This window comes from Kitasatospora sp. NPDC004799 (genome assembly GCF_040609095.1).
Lineage (GTDB): Bacteria > Actinomycetota > Actinomycetes > Streptomycetales > Streptomycetaceae > Kitasatospora.
On record NZ_JBEXJK010000050.1, the window covers coordinates 14,119 to 31,147 of the forward strand.

Sequence of the window (17,029 nt, forward strand, 5' to 3'; positions counted from 1 at the left end):
GACCAACATTTGAGGTAGGCGGGCTGCCGCCGTCGAAGACCCGAGCGGCGCCGCATCACGGCCATGCTACCCGCCGGTAACCAACCTGCCCAGGCCCCTCGGAGGGATCCGACCATGTGTCCCCGGACACGTTCCCGGCCCGCCGACCAGCGACGCCGTTCCCGGGGACGACGAAGGGGATGTCGCCCGTACGGACGACATCCCCTTCACCGTGTTGCCGTGATCAGCTCTGGGCCGCGGCAGCGGTCGCGGCCGCGGCGAACGCGGCGGCCACCGCGGGTGCCACCAGGTCCACCTGCCACTGCCGGGCGCCGAGCCCGCGCAGGGCGGCGGCCACGCTCTCGGGCCCCAGGTCGGCCGGCGGCTGCCAGGAGACCCGCCGGACCAGGTCCGGGGTGATCAGGTTCTCGGGCGGCAGGTGGTACCGCTCGGCCAGCTCGCCGATCGCGGCGCGCGCGCCGGAGAGCCGGGCGGCGGCCACCGGGTCCTTCTCGGCCCAGGCCCGCGGCGGCGGCGGTCCGTCGTGCGGCGCGGAGAGCGGCGGCAGCAGGTTCTCCGGGATCTCCCGGGCGCGCTGCACGGCCGCCAGCCACTGCTCCAGCTGGCGCCGGTGCACCCGCGGCCCGAAGCCCTGGACGGACTGCAGGGCGGCGGCGTTCAGCGGCATGGCCAGCGCGGCGTTGACGATCGCGGCGTCCGCGAGCACCCGGCCGGGGGAGACGTCGCGGTCCTGCGCCATCCGGTCGCGGACGAGCCACAGCTCGCGCACCACGGCCAGCTGGCGGCGCCGGCGGACCTTGTGCAGCTGCGAGGTGCGGCGCCACGGGTCGGTGCGCGGGGCCGGGCGGGGCGCGGCGGCGATCGCGGCGAACTCCTCCATCGCCCAGTCGAGCTTGCCCTGGGCGTCCAGCTCCTGTTCGAGTGCGTCGCGCAGCTCGACCAGCACCTCGACGTCCAGAGCGGCGTAGCGCAGCCACGGCTCGGGCAGCGGGCGGGTGGACCAGTCGACCGCGGAGTGCTCCTTGGCCAGGCTCAGCCCGAGCACGTTCTCGGTCATCGGCCCGAGTCCGACCCGGGCGAAGCCGGCGATCCGCCCGGCCAGCTCGGTGTCGAACAGGCGCCGGGGTCTCATGCCGACCTCGGACAGGCAGGGCAGGTCCTGGGAGGCCGCGTGGACCACCCATTCGGCGTCCTCGACGGCCCGGCCGAGCGCGCTGAGGTCCGGGCAGGCGATCGGGTCGATCAGGGCGGAGCCGGAACCCTCGCGGCGCAGCTGGATGAGGTAGGCGCGCTGCCCGTAGCGGTAGCCGGAGGCGCGTTCGGCGTCGACGGCCACCGGTCCGGTGCCCGCGGCGAACGCGGCGACGACGTCGGCCAACGCCTGCTCGTCCGTCACCACGGGCGGGATCCCGTCCTTCGGCTCAAGGAGCGGGACCGGGGCTGCTTCTTCTGGGATGGCTGCTACGGCGTCGGTCACCCACCAAGGGTACGACGGTCCTCGCGGCCGGGAGTGTTGTCCGACTGGTCAGATGGTTGTTCGCGCGCTCGTGACGGGGGTGCCTCGGGGCGGGGGTTCGCCCGCTCGCTGTCGCCCCGCTGCACAGCGGTGCGGCGGCCGAGGAGGAAACGTTCCTCCTCGGCCGCCGCAGCGGTCCGGAGTGCCCGGCTCAGTGGATGATGCCGGTGCGCAGCGCGACCGCGACCATGCCGGCGCGGTCGCCGGTGCCGAGCTTCCGGGCGATCCGGGCGAGGTGGCTCTTGACGGTGAGCGCCGACAGGCCCATCGCCACGCCGATCGCCTTGTTGGACTGGCCTTCGGCGACCAGCCGCAGCACCTCGACCTCGCGGCCGGAGAGCTCGCGGTAGGCGGCCTGCTGCGCGCCCGGCGCACCGGGTGCTCCGGGGGCGCCCGGCGCACCGTTCGCGCCCGGCATGCCCGGCATCCCGGGGCGGCGCATCCGGCCGGCCAGCCCGGCGGCGCCGAGCGGCAGGCCCGGTCGGCCCGGCATCGCGACGTTCGTCCGGGTGCCCGTGACCACGTATCCCTTGACGCCGCCGGCCAGCGCGCTGCGGACCGCGCCGATGTCGTCGGCGGCGGACAGCGCCAGGCCGTTGGGCCAGCCCGCGGCGCGGGTCTCGGCGAGGATGGTCAGCCCGGAGCCGTCCGGGAGATGGACGTCGGCGACGCAGATGTCACGCGGGGTGGAGACCCGGGGGCGGGCCTCGGCGATCGACGACACCTCGATAACGTCCCGGACGCCGAGTGCCCACAGGTGGCGGGTGACGGTGTTTCGGACGCGGGGATCGGCGATGACCACCATGGCGGTGGGCTTGGTCGGCCGGTAGGCGACCACGTTTGCGGGGTGCTCAAGAAGGACCGACACCAGGCCTCCTGCGGGGAGTGGCGGACGGAACCCCGATGGGGGCGGTCGGAGTGTTCCGCGTTCGGAAAGGGTCACAGTCTGCTTCGGCAGCATCCGTGCCCGGCTTTAGCGAAAGATCACGATCTAGTGAGTAACAATACGGACAAATCGCGCAAATGATTGATGCGACATGCCTGGTATTCGCACAAAATCGATCGGTTTCGGCGCCGATCGGTCGGTATCGACCGAGGAATTGACGCAGAGCGGGTCCGAAGTCACACTCCGTCAGCCCTGGGGGTGGCGGACGGTCACCGGGTGCCGTCCGGTCCGCACACCACCCGTCAGTGCGACCGGGGGCGTCGCCGGGCCGGCATCGGGACCACTCCACCGAGTGAAGTGACCTCGCCGGGCCCCTGCGGGGCCGGGGCGGCCGGCGGCAGGCCGGCGCTGATGCACAGCAGGTCCGCCCAGGCCGCCAGGTGCCGCTCGAAGCGGCCGTCGGCCGGGGTCCAGGAGGCCCGGATCTCGATCTCGGTCGAGGACGGGCGGTCCGCCAGACCGCCGAAGTACTGGGAGGCGGCCAGGGTCACCGTGCCGGACGGCTCCGCGTACCCGGCGCCGTGCGCCTGCAGGGCGTCCAGCAGCCAGGCCCAGCCGACCTCGGAGAGCATCGGGTCGCCGGCCATCTCCGGCTCCAGCTCGGCGCGGGTCATCGTGACCACCCGGAACTCCCCGTTCCAGGCCTCCTGCCCGGCCGGGTCGTACAGCAGCACCAGCCGGCCGTCCGCCAGCTCCTCGCCGTCCACCTCGACCGAGGCGGTCACCGCGAACGCGTACGGGGCCAGCCGGCGCGGCGCCGGCGCGGGGGAGAGCTGCACCTCGGGCCGCAGCCGGGCCCCGTCCAGGGCCGCCACGGCCGCCCGGAACTCGCTCGGCGCCCCCTCGCGACCCGCTCCGCCACCTGCTCCGCCACCCTGCGCGGGGTGCCCTCCGACCGCTGCCATGCCCCGAAGACTAGGTCGAAGAACGGGGTTATCGCCGCAACTTCTCTCCCAGCGGCGTGCCGGAACGGCAAACCCGGACAGATCTTGGAGGAACCGACGAGACCGGCCGGGAGAGCGGGCCCGGCACGCGTGCGAAGATTTGACGCGTGAGCGAGACTACGGCAGACACGACGGCGGCCACTCCCGAAGGCCCGACCACCCCCGCGCGCCGCGGCGCCGCGCACGACTCCGCGTTCCTGCGCGCCTGCCGGCACGAGCCCGTGCCGCACACCCCGGTGTGGTTCATGCGTCAGGCCGGCCGCTCGCTGCCCGAGTACCTCAAGGTCCGCGAGGGCATCCCCATGCTGGAGTCCTGCATGCGGCCCGAGCTGGTCAAGGAGATCACCCTGCAGCCGGTGCGCCGGCACAAGGTGGACGCGGCGATCTTCTTCAGCGACATCGTGGTGCCGCTCAAGGCCGTCGGCATCGACGTCGACATCAAGCCCGGCATCGGCCCGGTCATCGCCGACCCGATCCGCACCGTCGAGGACCTGAAGCGGCTGCGCCCGCTGGAGCCGGACGACGTCCCCTACATCACCGAGGCCGTCGGCCTGCTGGTGGACGAACTCGGCGGCACCCCGCTGATCGGCTTCGCCGGAGCGCCGTACACGCTGGCCAGCTACCTGGTCGAGGGCGGGCCGTCCAAGAACCACGAGAACACCAAGGCCATGATGTACGGGCAGCCCGAGCTGTGGGCCGCCCTGGTGGACCGGCTCGCGGACATCACCTCGGCCTTCCTCAAGGTGCAGATCGAGGCCGGCGCCTCGGCGGTCCAGCTGTTCGACTCCTGGGTCGGCGCGCTCGCGCCGGACGACTACCGCCGCTCGGTGATGCCGGCCAGCACCAAGGTCTTCGACGCGGTCGCCGGGTACGGCGTGCCGCGGATCCACTTCGGCGTCGGCACCGGCGAGCTGCTCGGCCTGATGGGCGAGGCCGGCGCGGACATCGTCGGCGTCGACTGGCGGGTGCCGCTGAACGTCGCCGCCGAGCGGGTCGGCCCGGGCAAGGGCCTGCAGGGCAACCTCGACCCGGCGGTGCTGTTCGCGCCCACCAAGGTCGTGGAGACCAAGGCCCGCGAGGTGCTGCACGCCGCCCAGGCGCTCGGCACCAGCGGCCACATCTTCAACCTCGGCCACGGCGTGCTGCCGTCCATGGACCCGGACGCCCTCAGCCGCCTCGTCGCCTTCGTCCACGAGGCCAGCGCGCGCTGACCCGGCCGCGCGGCGGCGGGCCGGACCGGGGTCACCCGGGGGTGACCTCGATCCCGGCCCGCCGCAGCAGCGCCGCCGTCACCCCGTCGCCGGGCCGCAGCTCCCCGGTGAACGTCCCGTCGTACACCTGCCCGCAGCCGCAGGACGGGCTGCGCGCCATCAGCACCGCCCGCCGGGCCCCGGCCTCTTCGGCGGCGGCCAGCGCCGCCCGGGCGCCGGCCAGGAACTCCGCGGTGCGGTCCGCCCCGGTCGCGTCCACCACCCGGGCCCGCCCGTCCAGCACGTCCGCGCCGTCCCCGCCCACGATCTCCGCCGGCGGCCGCGGCGTCGGCAGTCCGCCCGCCCCCTCCGGGCACACCACCACGGCCCGGCCCTCCCCGACCAGCCGCACGGCGTCGTCGGAGGTCTTCGCCCGCCCGTCGTACCGGCAGGGCACCCCGGCCAGACACGCACTCACCATGATCGGTTCCATAGCACACACCCTAAGCGGCCGTTCCTCGCGCCTTTGAACTCGCTATCTTGGGGTCATGAGCGAGCTGCCGGACTGGATGTACGCGCCCAGAGACGAGGGCTGGTTTGCCGACGACCTCGACCACCTGCCGCAGGCGCCGCGGCACACCGAACTGATCGATGGAGCACTGGTCTTCATGATGTCCCCGCAGCGCTGGTGGCACGGCGAAGTCGTCGACAACCTGAAGATCGCGTTGCGTGCCCAGGTTCCGGAAGGCGTCAGGGTCGGCCGGGAGATGTCGATCAAGCTCGACAAGCGGAACCGTCCCGAGCCGGATCTTCTCGTGGTCAGGGCCGAGTTCGAGGGAAGGCGAACCCAGTTCACGCCGGATGAGGTCCTGCTCGTCATCGAGGTCGTCTCGCCGGAGTCCGCACACCGCGACCGTACGGTCAAGGTTCGTAAGTACGCCGAGGCCGGGATTCCGCACTACTGGATCGTCGAGGAGGAAGAGGACGGCCGGGCGGCCGTACACGTATACGAGCTGGATCGGGCGCTCTCCGCCTATGCGCCGGCCGGGATCTTCCGGGGCCGGCTCGAACGCCCGGTGCCGTTTCCGGTCGAGATCGACCTCGTGCGTGCAGCGGATTGAGGGTCCGGTGTAAAGACCTGCGAGACTGCGGAGCATGTCGGATGCACAGGTCGTCGTCGTCGGTGGTGGGATCGCGGGGCTGGCTGCGGCCGCTTTCCTGAGTGGGGCGGCCGGCGGGCCCGCGCGGGCGCGGGTGACGGTGCTGGAGGCGTCCGGGCGGGTCGGCGGGAAGCTGTGGGGCGGGGAGGTCGGCGGGGTCCGGGTGGACCTCGGGGCCGAGTCGATGCTGGCCCGGCGGCCGGAGGCGGTGGAGCTGGCGCGGGCGGTCGGGCTCGGCGAGGAGCTGGAGCCGCCGGCCACCGCGAAGGCCGCGATCTGGACCCGCGGCGCGCTGCGGCCGCTGCCCGGCGGGCAGGTGATGGGCGTCCCCGGTGACCTGGAGGCGCTGGCCGCCTCCGGCGTGCTGACCGACGAGGGCCTGGAGCGGGCCCGGCACGAGCGGCCCACCGAGGTCGGCGAGGACGTCGCGATCGGCCGCTACGTCGCCGACCGGCTGGGCCGCGAGGTGGTGGACCGGCTGGTCGAGCCGCTGCTCGGCGGCGTCTACGCCGGCCACGCCGACGAGATCTCGCTGCGCGCCGCCGTACCGCAGCTGCTGTCGATCGCGCGCGGCGGCGGCTCGCTGGTCGAGGGGGTGCACGAGCTGGCGTCCCGGCCGAAGGTGGTCGGCGCCCCGGTGTTCCAGGGCCTGCGCGGCGGCCTCGGCACCCTGCCCGGCGCGGTCGCCGCGGCCTGTGCCGGCGCGGGGGTGGACCTGCGCACCGACGCCCCGGTGGACGAGCTGCGCCGCACCCCCGACGGCTGGCGGGTGGTGACCGGCGGCGAGGTGCTGCACGCGGACGCCGTGGTGCTGGCCGTCCCGGCCCCCGCCGCGGCCCGGCTGCTGCGCGAGGACGCCCCGGCGGCCGCCGCCGAACTGGACGCCGTCGAGTACGCGGGCATGGCCCTGGTGACCCTCGCCTTCCGCCGTGCCGACCTGGCCGGGCTGCCGAGCGGCAGCGGCTTCCTGGTGCCTCCGGTGGACGGGCGGCGGATCAAGGCCTCGACCTTCTCCTCCAACAAGTGGGGCTGGCTGGAGCGCTCCGCGCCGGACGCGTTCCTGCTGCGCACCTCGCTGGGCCGGTACCGCGAGGACGAGGCGCTCGGGCTGCCGGACGAGGAGCTGGTGGCCCGCTCGCTGGCGGACCTGGAGGAGGCGATCGGGCTGACCGCCCGGCCGTACGACACCTTCGTCTCCCGCTTCTCGGCCGGTCTGCCGCAGTACCCGGTGGGGCACCTGGACCGGGTGGCCCGGATCCGGGCGGCGGCGGGGCGGGTGGGCGCGCTGGCGCTGTGCGGCGCCGCGTACGACGGGGTGGGCATTCCGGCGTGCATCGGCTCGGCGGCCGCCGCCGCTGCCGCCGTCGACCGACTGTTGACCCCGGCGACCGGGGAAGGTTCCACGGAGAGGACAATGGGCGCATGACTGAGACCGTTGAGCGGGAGCCGTCGGAGCAGCGGCCCGAGAAGAAGAAGGCGCGCGACCTGAACCAGGTCATCCGCTACACCATGTGGTCGGTGTTCAAGCTCAAGGGCGCCCTGCCCGAGGACCGCACCGCCCTGGCCGCCGAGGTGGACGAGCTGTTCGCCCAGCTGGCCGCCAAGGACGTGACGGTGCGCGGCACGTACGACGTCTCCGGTCTGCGCGCGGACGCCGACATCCTGGTCTGGTGGCACGCCGCCGACTCGGATGACCTCCAGGAGGCGTACAACCGCTTCCGCCGCACCGGCCTCGGCCGGCTGCTGGAGCCGGTCTGGTCGAACATGGCGCTGCACCGCCCGGCCGAGTTCAACAAGTCGCACATCCCGGCCTTCCTGGCCGACGAGCGCCCGCGCGACTACGTCTGCGTGTACCCGTTCGTCCGCTCCTACGAGTGGTACCTGCTGCCGGACGAGGAGCGGCGCGCGATGCTCGCCGAGCACGGCATGATGGCGCGCGGCTACCCGGACGTGCGGGCCAACACGGTGGCCTCGTTCGCGCTCGGCGACTACGAGTGGCTGCTCGCCTTCGAGGCGGACGAGCTGCACCGGATCGTCGACCTGATGCGCGACCTGCGCCCCTCCCGGGCCCGGCTGCACGTCCGCGAGGAGGTGCCGTTCTTCACCGGCCGCCGCAAGCCGGTCAGCGAGCTGCTGAACGGCCTGGTCTGAGCGGACCCGCGGTCCCGGAGGCCGGTTCCCCCTGGCGGGGAGCCGGCCTCCGGCGTTCCCGGCGGCCGCTGTCGGCGAGGGCCCTACGGGAGCGGCCCGGCGAACTCGCGCAGCACGGCGGTGTAGTGGTCGCCGAGGTCGACCCGGGTGACGTCGGCGAAGCGGACCTTCGTCGGCTCAGGGTGCCAGCGCGCCTCGGGGTCGACCTCGTGCAGCCGCAGCGAGGCGGGGCGCAGCGCGGTGACCGTACCGACCCGGCAGGCGTCGGGGTCGCGGTGCTCGGTGTGCAGGGCGATCAGGCCGTACTCGGCGCAGGCGGCGGTGAGCAGGCCGGGCAGGTCGTCCAGCGGCAGGTTGGCGCCGGGCGGGCGGGCCGGCCACAGGCCGCGGCGGCGCAGCGCCCGTACGGTCAGGCCCTCCGGGCCGCCGCGGTCGCGGACCGTGCGCAGGTCGGCGGTGCGGACGGCGGTCCAGCCGTCGAGGCGGTGGTCGGTGCAGGCGGCGAGCAGGGTCCAGACCGGGCCGGTGCCGAGGACGAAGCCCTCCAGCCGGTCCGCGCCGGGGATGGCGCGGCGCAGCCGGACGAGCCGCCCCTCGGCGCGGGCGCGGTCGAGCAGGTCGTGGTCACCCTGGTCCATGGGCGGAAGTCTGCCCTGGTCGGCGGGGTGGCGCAGCCGCTTTTCGCGGGACGTCTCCTGCGGGCGGGCTCAGCTGCGGTGGGGGCGCAGGGCGGCGCGGAGGCGGGGGTCGGGCAGGACGGCCGGGCCGTTCATGGCGACGGCGGTGAGCAGCTCGCGCTCCTCGTCGTCGGCCAGGCCGCGCTGGCGGGCCGGGCGGACCTCGCGCAGCACCTCCTGGCCGACCGGGGAGGCCCAGCGGGTGTACGGGTAGACGTCGATCCGGGCCATCAGCAGGGTGCCCGAGGTGAGCACCAGCGGCAGCGAGAACCAGGCGAGCGGGGCGAGGGTGTCACCGCCGGTGAAGCCGCCGACGGCCAGCGAGGCGGCCAGCAGGACCAGGGCCAGTAGCAGCGCGTGCCGGACCTGCCGGATCACCACGACGGTGTTGCGCTGCACCGGGGCCGGGGTGGCCAGGCCCGCCAGGGCGAGCCGGGCCCCGATCTCCAGCACGGTGGGGTGCTCGGCCATCGCCCGGCGCAGCCGGTCGGTCCGGCACTGGCCCTCGGAGCCGACGGCGGCGATGACCGCCCGCTCCAGGCGGCTGCGGCCCTTGGGGTCGACGACGGTGGTCCAGCCCGTGTGCGCCAGGTGCAGCCGTCCGCGGCCGGCCATCAGGACGAGGGCGAGTTCGACCACCCGGTCCGGGCCGCCGGCCAGGTAGGCGGTCTCGTACAGGCCGATGCCGACGGCTTCGGGGGGCCGTAGGCCGTTCTGCTCGGTGAGGGCGTCGGCGGTGGCGGTCATCCGGACCAGTCGGACGCAGGACAGGACAGCCGCGACACAGGCCGGTATGAGGAACAGCAACCACATGGGCTTGTTGTATGCCTGCGTCGACGGCGGGCGGAACGTCTTCCCGGTCCGCGATACCGAACTGTGACGTCCGGCGGACGGGTCGCCGGGGTCAGTCGCCGCCGCCGCAGCTCGACCCGCAGCCGGCCGAGGAGCCGCAGCCGTGGGAGTGCGAGCCGCCGCCGGAGGAGGAGCCGCAGCTGTGGGAGTGCGAGCCGCCGGAGTCGGAGGCGCCGTACCAGTTGGCGGACCCGCTGCCGCAGGAGCCCCAACCGGAGGAGCCGGCGAAGCCGGAAGAGGAGGCCGCGGGGCGAGGGCGGGGGCTGGACGAGCGTCGGGGGAGGGGGACGGCCGCGCGTTCCCGGGCGGTGATCCGCTCCGCCTCCTCGGTCTCGGAGAGCAGGACCGTCCGGAGCTCCCGGGGCAGCAGCTCCGTCGCCACCCCGGCCGGGCCGTGGAGGGCGATCGCCAGGAGCATCTCGTCCGGGCTCATCGGGGAGCCGGCGTTCGGCCGCCACGGCCCGCGGTCCCGCAGCGCGGCGAGGCGGCGGCGCCCGGCCGGGGTGAGCGGCTCCCGGGGCGGCCGGGTGGCGGGCAGCGTGACCAGGCCGGCGGCCAGCAGGGCCAGGGCGGTGGCCACGGCCGGCCGGTCGGCGCGGCCGGCGTCCAGCAGCACGGCCAGGACGACGGCCAGTGCCACGAGCAGCAGGGACCACGACAGGAACCGGCGGGCGGTCCGGGCCGGTTGCAGCCGGTCGACGTGGTGGACGAGGCCGCGCTCGGCGAGTTCGGTGCCGACGGCCTTGACGGCGGGGTGGCGCATCGCCTCGCGGCGGACGTACCGGTAGCGGCCGGACCTGGACCTCTCGGCCCGGCCGAGGACCACGGTGTCCACGAGGTCGGTCGGCCGGTGGTCCCAGGAGCGGAGGGTGACGGTGACCCGGCCGTCGCGGCTGACCACCAGCCGTTCCGCCAGGTGGGAGCGGACCAGGGAGGTGTCGACGACCCGTCCGGCGCCGCCGGCCAGGAAGGCGACGGCGTGCGGGGACAGCTCGGCCCCGTCCGGGCGCCCGGTGGGGCCGACCCGCCGCCTGGTCCAGACGGCCGAGCAGATCCCCGCCGCCAGTGGGACGGCGGGCACCAGGACGTACGCGTTCTGCCACATGCGGGGCCTTCCGAGGGGTCAGGAGCCGCAGCCGCCGCCGCAGCCCGAACCGCAGCTGGAGGAGCCGGAGGAGCAGCTGGACGAGGACGATCCGCAGCTGGAGGAGCCGGAGGAGCAGCTGGAGGAGCCGCAGCCGGATCCGGAGGACCCGGAGGACCCGGAGTCGGAGGAGCCGCACCAGATGCCGGAGCCCCCGTCGGAGCCGGAGGAGCACGAGGAGCCCGACGACGAGGAGGACGAGGACGTGCTCGCGGCGACCGACTGCCGGACGGCCTCCTCCTCGGCCGAGGCGGCCAGCATCGCGGCCTCCAGCTCCGGGTCGTCCAGTCCGGCGGCGGCCAGGCCGCCGAGCGCGAGCGCCCCCAGCAGCGCGCCGCCGGCCAGCTTGAGCGGCATTCCGGCGTTGGGCGTCCAGGGGCCCTGCATCAGGGAGAGCTGGCGCCGCCCGGCCGGGGTGATCCGTCCCTTGACCGGCCGGGTGGCGAGCAGCGAGACGAAGCCCACGGCCAGCAGGATGACCGGAGTCCAGTAGTTCGGGCGCTGGTACCCGGCGGCGCCGTCGTCGAGCAGCAGCGCGACCACCACCGAGGCCACCACGGGGAGCAGCGCGAGCCAGAGCAGTCGGCGGGCGGTACGGGCCCGCCGCAGCCGCTCGGGGCGGCGCAGCAGGCCGCGGTCGGCGAGCCGGTCGCCGATCTCCTGGACGGCGGCGGAGCGCATCACCATGCGGCGCAGCGGGGCGAGTTCACGGCTGCCGGTCGGGCCGACGGCCTCCTGGACCGCCTGGTCGACGGCGTCGTACGGCTTGGCGCCGGTGAGCGTGACCAGGCCGGAGCGGCTGACCACGGCCTGCTCGCTCAGGTGCATCCGGACCAGGGCGGTGTCGAACACCCGCCCCGGCCCGCCGGACAGGAACGCGGCGTCGAGCAGCGGCAGGCCGCGGCCGGGCAGGCCCTTGGGATACGGGACGTGGCCGATCCGCTGCCGGGTCCGGGCGGCGTACAGGGCGGCGGCCGCCAGCAGGACGGCCGGAACGATGAAGTAGCTGTTGAGCCACATGAGTGGGTCCCCCGAGTGTGGTGACGTTGCGTCAGGGCCTGGTGACGTCGTGGCCGCCGGTGGCCGGCCGTCGGCGCAGAGTGCGGTGCAGGGCGCGGCGCAGGCGGGCGAGCGGGCCCGGCGGCCGTGCCGGTGCCGGGTGGAGCCACTGCTCCAGGGCCCGGCGGTGGTCGGCGGCGAGCGGTCCGCCGTCGGTGAGCGCCCACTGCGCGAAGGCCCGGGCGTCGGCGCGGTAGCCGCCGGTCTGCGGGTGCGAGCGGGCGTAGCCGAGGAAGAGCGGCCCGTACCGCACCCCGAGCGCGCGGGGCAGCTCCGGGGCCACCTTGGCGGTGGTGGCCCGGCGCTTGGCGGCCAGGCCGGCGGACTGGGCGCGGACCTGGCGCTCGTCGAAGCCGGGCGGGACGGGGCCGCCGGCCACCAGGGCGGCCAGCAGCTCCTCCTGGCGCCGGGCCAGGCGCTGCCGGGCGGCGGCGAGGTCCTGGTCGGCGGCCCGGTTCTGGTCGGTGCGGCTCCGGTCGGCGGCCTCCCGCGCCGTCGTCGTCCGGTCGCTCATCGCCGGGTGCTCCCCTCCAGGACCCGGCGGATGGCGTCCAGTTCGCCGGCCAGCTCGCTGGGCGGCGGGAAGTCGGCGTCCCGCTCCAGCAGGACCCCGGGCGGGGCGACCCGCGCGCAGAGCTCGGCCAGCACCTCCAGCACCGGTTCGGTGACGGGGTGGGCGTGGGTGTCGTGCCAGACGCCGTCGACCAGGGTGCCGCCCGCGACGTGGACGTAGGCGAGCGCCTCCAGCGGCAGGCGGTCGAGCTCGGCGGCCGGGTCGATGCCGAGGTTGACCCGGTTGGTGTGCAGGTTGGCGACGTCGATCAGCAGCCGGACGCCGGTGCGCTCGACCAGCTCGGCGAGGAACTGGCCCTCGGTGAACTCGTCGTCCGGCCAGGCGAGCTGGGCGGCGATGTTCTCCAGGGCGAGCGGCACCGGCAGCTGGTCCTGGGCGATCCGGACGTTCTCGGCGATCACCCGCAGCGAGTCCCGGGTGCGGGGGACGGGCAGCAGGTGGCCGGCCTCCAGGCCGCCGGCCCGGACGAACGCCAGGTGCTCGGTGACCAGCGGGGAGCCGAGCGCCAGCGCGGCCCCGGCGAGCCGGGCGAGCCGGTCGGGGTCGGGCAGGTCGGCGCCGCCGAGGCCGAGGCCGACGCCGTGCGGGACGACGGTGACGCCGCGTTCGCGCAGCACGGTGAGGGACTCGGGCAGGTGGTCGGCGCAGATGTTCTCGGCGACCACCTCGACCCAGTCCAGGCCGGGCTGGCGCTCGACCACGGTGTCGATCTCGCTGCGCCAGCCGAGGCCGACGCCCAGTCGGGGCGCGGCTTCGCGGGGCAGGTCTTCGCGGGGAACGTCCTCTCGGAGCACGTCTTCGCGCAGGGCGGCGTCCCGGCTCGCGGTGGTGGAGCCGGGCAGGGCCAGGGCAGGGGAAGTCATCGGTTCGCCCCCTTCGGAGGGCCGGACGGGAAGGCCGTCGACCGGTGCGGGTGTCGTCGCCCGGAACCGCGCGGCCGTGCTGCTGAGGATGTCCCCGGGTGGCGTGGCTGCCAAGCCTCACCCGGTCTTCTCAGAGCATTATTTGAGCATGTCGGCCCGGGGGTGAGGGACTTTGGTCCCGAGACCGGGCCGTCCGCGCAGGTGGGGCGCACTTTCGCCGGGAAAATCGGAGGCGCCGGGCGGGCGGGCGCGGCTAGCGTGGGAATCCATGACTTCTTCTTCCTCTTCCTCCGTGACGATCCGTGACTTCCGCCCCGAGGACGCCGAGGCGGTGGTCGCGGCCCACCGGGCCGGGCGCGAGCACCTGGTGCTCTCCGCCGAGGCCCTGGTCTGGCTGAACGACCGGCCCAGCCCCGAGGAGCACTTCCGCACCTTCGTCGCCGAACTGGACGGCCGGGTGGTCGGCGCGGTGCGCTGCGGGGTGGTGCTCGGGACGACGACCGTCGGCGTCGGCCACGCCAACGGCAGCGTGCTGCCGGAGTTCCGGCGGCGCGGCGCGGCCACCGCGCTGCTGGCCGCGGCCGAACGGCACCTGACCGGGCACGGGGTGACGGAGCTGCACACCTGGCTGGACGACGAGCCCGCCTCGCTGGCCTTCGGCACCGCCCGGGGGTACCGGCTCGGGCGCACCATGCAGTTCGCCGGGCGGGACCTGACGCTGCCGCTGCCGCCCGCGCCCGTCCTGCCGGCCGGCGTCGAGCTGCGCCCGGCCGCCGACTGGGCGGCCGACCCGCACCCGCTGTTCCTGGTCGAGGCGGACGCCGTCCTGGACGAGCCGGGCAGCGAGGTGCCGATGGACGCCCTGACGTACGAGGACTGGCTGCGCGACGACTGGTCCCGACCGGACCGGGACCTGGCGCTGAGCGTCGTCGCCGTGGTGGACGGCCGGCCGGCCGCGTTCAGCATGGCGCAGACCGACGGGGTGGACCGCTACTGGTCCGCGTTCACCGCCTGCCGCCGGGAGTTCCGCGGCCGGGGGCTGACCAAGCCGGCCAAGCTGGAGTCGCTGCGGCTCGCCGTGGCGGCGGGCCACCGGTACGCGTACACCAGCAACGACACCACCAACGCGCCGATGCTGGCGATCAACTCCTGGCTGGGGTACGAGCGCTGCGCGGGGGAGCGCAAGGGCATCAAGCGGCTGTAGCGGCAGCGGGAGGGGCGCGGAGGGATCCGGCGCCCCACCGAGCCACTTCGGCCAGATGTGGTCCAGACCACGTGGGACGAATCGGGACGGTCCGGGGTGCTCCGGGCGCGAAGTGGCTTGAACTGTAATGGTTTTGCTCCACTCCTGTCACGGTGTGGGCATAATCGCGCCCATGACGATCAGCCGTGCGAACGTGAGCGCGATTGCCGAGGACCTGTACGTGTGGCTCCCGCCGAAGCGGGGGTGGGGCCTGGCCAACTGCGGGCTGCTGGCCTCGGAGACCACCGCGCTCTGGATCGACACGCCGTACGACCCCTCGATGGCCGGGGAGTTCCTCGCCGCGAGCCGACGGCTGCTGCCGGACGGGGTCGGGATCGACCGGGTGGTCGTCACCCACGCCAACGGCGACCACCTGTGGGGCGCCGGGGTGCTGCCGGACGCCGAGGTGATCGCCACCCGCGAGGCGCTGGAGCACATCCACTGGGAACCCACCCCGCAGCAGCAGCACGCGCTGGTCGCCGACAGCGACCCGGACTCGACGCTCGGCGGCTACCTGAAGGAGCACTTCGGGCGGTTCGACTGGTCCAGCACCGAGCCGGTGCGCCCCGACACCGTCTTCACCGGCGAGCTGGAGCTGACCGTCGGCCGCTACCCGGTGCGGATCACCAGCCTGCCCGCCGCCCACACGGGCGGGGACCTGATGGTCCACCTCCCGCACCAGCGCACGGTGTTCACCGGCGACGTGATCTTCTCCTCGACGCCCGAGCAGCCCGGCGACCATCCCTCGCACTGGGCCGGGCCGCTGGAGAACGTCATCGGCGCCTGCGAGCAGGCCCTGGCCACCGGCGCGGAGATCTTCGTGCCCGGCCACGGCCCCGTGCTCGACCGCGACGGCGTCCGGGGGCACATCGGCTACCTCGCCTACGTCCGCGAGCGCGCCCACGCCCTGCACGCCGCCGGGATACCCGCCCTGGACGCCGCCCGGCGGGTGATAGCCGAGCAGCGCCACCCCGAACTCGGCCTGCCCGAGCGGCTGGTGCTCACCGTCGCGGCCGAGTACCGGCACCTGGACGGCTCGGCGGCCCCGGGCGCCCTGGAGGCGCTGGGCCAGGTCGCCCTGGTGGCCCGGGAGCTGGCCGAGGACGCCGCCCACGCCCAGCGCCCGCGCACCGTCCGGAACTGACCCCGCGTCGTCCGGAACCGGCCCCGCGTCGTCCGGAACCGACCCCGCGTCGTCCGGAACCGGCCCCGCCCGCACTCCCCGCCCGCCCGTCCGCGCTCCCCGACCGGCCCGGCCCGCACGACGGGTCCGCACCACCCGGCTCGCCCCGCAAGCACCCCGAGGACTTCGATGACGCAGATCGCGCTGATCGTCCTGGCGCTGGTCGCCGCCGTGGCCGCGGCCGTGTTCGCCCGCGGCCGGGCCGGGGCCGTGGCCCGGGCGACCGCCGCCGAGAGCGCGCGGGACCGGGGCGAGGAGCGCGCCCGGGCCGCCGAGGGCAGGCTCGCCCGCGCCGAGCAGCAGCAGCGCGAGGCGCAGGAGGCCGCCCGGCGCTCCGCCGAGGAGGCCCGGCGGGCGGAGGAGCGCACCCGGGCCGCCGAGGACGGCGTCCGCGAGGCGCAGGAGGCCGCCCGGCGTTCCGCCGAGGAGGCCCGGCGGGCCGAGGAGACCGCCCGGGAGGCCGAGCAGCAGGGCGCCGCCGCGACCGCCCGGGCCGAGCGGGCCGACCGCGCGCTCGCCGAGGCCGAGGCGCGGGGCGCCGCACTGCTCGCCGAGATCGGCCACCTCGCCCAGGAGCGGGTCGCCGCCACCGCCGTACGGCTCACCCACACCAACGCCCCGCTGGTCGGGCCGCTGGACGCGCGGGCCGTCGGCCCCGAGGCCGTCCGGGCGCTGCAGGCCGTCCTGGACGCCGCCCAGGCCGCCCTCGCCGACGAGCGCGAGCGGGTGGACGCCGCCGCCCGCGCCGCCATGCGCGGCGCCACCTCCCGGATCCAGACCCTGCTGTACCAGATCCAGAGCCTGGTCCAGCAGCTCCAGCACGAGAACGACGACCCCCGGCTGCTGGAGGTCGACTTCCGCAACGAGGTCGCGCTGCGCCGGATCCAGACCGTCGCGGTGCTCTGCGAGGCCTGGCCGGGCCTGGCCCGCACCGACTCGCCGCTCGCCGAGGTGGTCGTCGGCGCGCTCTCCCGGGTGCCCGGCTACGCCCGGATCAAGGTGGCCAACCACCTGCGCGAGCAGCGCCTCGCCGTGGTCGCCCGGGCCGCCGAGCCGATCGCCGTCACCATCGCCGAGCTGCTGGCCAACGCCACCGCCTACTCCCACCCGGAGACCGACGTCCCGGTCACCGTCCAGCAGGGCGGCCGCGGGGCGCTGGTGATCATCGACGACAGCGGCATCGGCATGGACGAGGACCAGCTGCGCCGCGCCCGCCGACTGCTGGCCGGCCCGCCGGACATGCTGCTCACCGAGCTCGGCAACCCGCCCAAGACCGGCTTCGCGGTGATCGGCAAGCTGGCCCGCCAGTACGGCTTCTCCTGCCACATCGAGCCCTCGCCGTACGGCGGCATGCGGACCATCCTGCGCATCCCGGCCGCGCTGGTGACGGTGGTGGACGAGGAGCAGCCGCTGTCGGTGCTCACCCCGCTGCCGCTGCGGGCCGGCGCCGGGCCGGCCCCGGCGCCCACCGTCGCGGCCGTCCCGCCGATGCGCGACGAGGACGAGCAGGACGGCCCGCGGCTCGCC

At 75.3% G+C, this 17,029-nt stretch carries 15 protein-coding genes and 1 pseudogene; 7 read left to right on the forward strand and 9 right to left on the reverse strand.

All coding sequences use genetic code 11. The features are described 5' to 3' along the window. Positions 1-223: 223 nt before the first annotated feature. The 3 genes from ABZW03_RS09815 to ABZW03_RS09825 form a co-directional block, all read right to left on the reverse strand. Positions 224-1,477, reverse strand: coding sequence for a ribonuclease D (locus ABZW03_RS09815; protein WP_355254431.1), 1,254 nt, complete (start codon positions 1,475-1,477; stop codon positions 224-226). Between the two features lie 190 nt (positions 1,478-1,667). Further along, positions 1,668-2,384 carry a response regulator transcription factor gene (locus tag ABZW03_RS09820; RefSeq protein WP_355254433.1) on the reverse strand — a complete coding sequence of 239 codons (717 nt, stop codon included), beginning with the start codon at positions 2,382-2,384 and terminating at the stop codon, positions 1,668-1,670. Between the two features lie 320 nt (positions 2,385-2,704). Beyond that, on the reverse strand, positions 2,705-3,367 hold the full coding sequence (locus ABZW03_RS09825; RefSeq protein ID WP_355254435.1) for a DUF3000 domain-containing protein: 663 nt from the start codon (positions 3,365-3,367) through the stop codon (positions 2,705-2,707). Between the two features lie 236 nt (positions 3,368-3,603). On the opposite strand from ABZW03_RS09825, the gene hemE reads away from it, so the two are divergent. After that, complete coding sequence (gene hemE / locus ABZW03_RS09830) at positions 3,604-4,617, forward strand: uroporphyrinogen decarboxylase (protein WP_355254458.1); 1,014 nt, start codon at positions 3,604-3,606, stop codon at positions 4,615-4,617. 31 nt (positions 4,618-4,648) lie between these two features. Here hemE and ABZW03_RS09835 read toward each other — a convergent pair whose 3' ends face one another. Beyond that, positions 4,649-5,089 carry a DUF523 domain-containing protein gene (locus tag ABZW03_RS09835; RefSeq protein WP_355254437.1) on the reverse strand — a complete coding sequence of 147 codons (441 nt, stop codon included), beginning with the start codon at positions 5,087-5,089 and terminating at the stop codon, positions 4,649-4,651. 55 nt (positions 5,090-5,144) lie between these two features. Here ABZW03_RS09835 and ABZW03_RS09840 point away from each other — a divergent pair, with 55 nt between their 5' ends. The 3 genes from ABZW03_RS09840 to hemQ are packed head-to-tail and all read left to right on the forward strand — an operon-like array spanning position 5,145 to position 7,907. After that, the gene (locus tag ABZW03_RS09840) at positions 5,145-5,717 is read left to right on the forward strand and encodes a Uma2 family endonuclease (protein ID WP_355254439.1); all 573 of its coding nucleotides are present in this window, start codon (positions 5,145-5,147) and stop codon (positions 5,715-5,717) included. A 34-nt stretch (positions 5,718-5,751) separates the two neighbouring features. After that, entirely contained in the window at positions 5,752-7,182 is a 1,431-nt protein-coding gene (gene hemG / locus ABZW03_RS09845; RefSeq protein ID WP_355254441.1) for a protoporphyrinogen oxidase, read from the forward strand. Then, positions 7,179-7,907 carry a hydrogen peroxide-dependent heme synthase gene (gene hemQ / locus ABZW03_RS09850; protein ID WP_355254442.1) on the forward strand — a complete coding sequence of 243 codons (729 nt, stop codon included), beginning with the start codon at positions 7,179-7,181 and terminating at the stop codon, positions 7,905-7,907. The genes hemG and hemQ overlap by 4 nt, the downstream gene beginning before the upstream one ends. Before the next feature lie 83 nt (positions 7,908-7,990). Here the strand turns inward: hemQ and ABZW03_RS09855 are convergent, their stop codons facing one another. From ABZW03_RS09855 to ABZW03_RS09875, 5 genes and pseudogenes are all read right to left on the reverse strand, one after another. Further along, positions 7,991-8,545 carry a hypothetical protein gene (locus ABZW03_RS09855; protein WP_355254444.1) on the reverse strand — a complete coding sequence of 185 codons (555 nt, stop codon included), beginning with the start codon at positions 8,543-8,545 and terminating at the stop codon, positions 7,991-7,993. 69 nt (positions 8,546-8,614) lie between these two features. Further along, positions 8,615-9,397, reverse strand: coding sequence for a TIGR04222 domain-containing membrane protein (locus ABZW03_RS09860; RefSeq protein WP_355254446.1), 783 nt, complete (start codon positions 9,395-9,397; stop codon positions 8,615-8,617). A gap of 91 nt (positions 9,398-9,488) precedes the next feature. Then, positions 9,489-10,541, reverse strand: a complete 1,053-nt coding sequence (locus tag ABZW03_RS09865; RefSeq protein WP_355254448.1) for a TIGR04222 domain-containing membrane protein — start codon at positions 10,539-10,541, stop codon at positions 9,489-9,491. Between the two features lie 18 nt (positions 10,542-10,559). Beyond that, positions 10,560-11,600 carry a TIGR04222 domain-containing membrane protein gene (locus ABZW03_RS09870; RefSeq protein WP_355254450.1) on the reverse strand — a complete coding sequence of 347 codons (1,041 nt, stop codon included), beginning with the start codon at positions 11,598-11,600 and terminating at the stop codon, positions 10,560-10,562. Between the two features lie 31 nt (positions 11,601-11,631). Beyond that, positions 11,632-12,977 (reverse strand): annotated as a pseudogene (locus ABZW03_RS09875) (DUF692 domain-containing protein). Positions 12,978-13,368: 391 nt separating this feature from the next. Here ABZW03_RS09875 and ABZW03_RS09880 point away from each other — a divergent pair. The 3 genes from ABZW03_RS09880 to ABZW03_RS09890 all read left to right on the forward strand — a co-directional run. Continuing rightward, positions 13,369-14,280 (forward strand): GNAT family N-acetyltransferase, encoded by a 912-nt coding sequence (locus tag ABZW03_RS09880; RefSeq protein WP_355254452.1) that lies wholly within the window; start codon positions 13,369-13,371, stop codon positions 14,278-14,280. A gap of 172 nt (positions 14,281-14,452) precedes the next feature. After that, the gene (locus tag ABZW03_RS09885) at positions 14,453-15,463 is read left to right on the forward strand and encodes an MBL fold metallo-hydrolase (protein WP_355254454.1); all 1,011 of its coding nucleotides are present in this window, start codon (positions 14,453-14,455) and stop codon (positions 15,461-15,463) included. A gap of 168 nt (positions 15,464-15,631) precedes the next feature. Next, positions 15,632-17,029, forward strand: a 1,398-nt coding sequence (locus ABZW03_RS09890) for an ATP-binding protein (RefSeq protein WP_355254456.1), incomplete at its 3' end; no start/stop codon positions are given.

Excerpts from the sequence above, each read along its gene's own strand:
- ABZW03_RS09840 (WP_355254439.1), top strand. The coding sequence starts at position 5,145 with ATGAGCGAGCTGCCGGACTGGATGTACGCGCCCAGAGACGAGGGCTGG.
- ABZW03_RS09870 (WP_355254450.1), bottom strand. The coding sequence starts at position 11,600 with ATGTGGCTCAACAGCTACTTCATCGTTCCGGCCGTCCTGCTGGCGGCC.
- ABZW03_RS09825 (WP_355254435.1), bottom strand. The coding sequence starts at position 3,367 with ATGGCAGCGGTCGGAGGGCACCCCGCGCAGGGTGGCGGAGCAGGTGGC.
- ABZW03_RS09860 (WP_355254446.1), bottom strand. The coding sequence starts at position 9,397 with ATGTGGTTGCTGTTCCTCATACCGGCCTGTGTCGCGGCTGTCCTGTCC.
- ABZW03_RS09865 (WP_355254448.1), bottom strand. The coding sequence starts at position 10,541 with ATGTGGCAGAACGCGTACGTCCTGGTGCCCGCCGTCCCACTGGCGGCG.
- hemQ (WP_355254442.1), top strand. The coding sequence starts at position 7,179 with ATGACTGAGACCGTTGAGCGGGAGCCGTCGGAGCAGCGGCCCGAGAAG.
- ABZW03_RS09885 (WP_355254454.1), top strand. The coding sequence starts at position 14,453 with ATGACGATCAGCCGTGCGAACGTGAGCGCGATTGCCGAGGACCTGTAC.
- hemG (WP_355254441.1), top strand. The coding sequence starts at position 5,752 with ATGTCGGATGCACAGGTCGTCGTCGTCGGTGGTGGGATCGCGGGGCTG.
- ABZW03_RS09835 (WP_355254437.1), bottom strand. The coding sequence starts at position 5,089 with ATGGAACCGATCATGGTGAGTGCGTGTCTGGCCGGGGTGCCCTGCCGG.
- ABZW03_RS09855 (WP_355254444.1), bottom strand. The coding sequence starts at position 8,545 with ATGGACCAGGGTGACCACGACCTGCTCGACCGCGCCCGCGCCGAGGGG.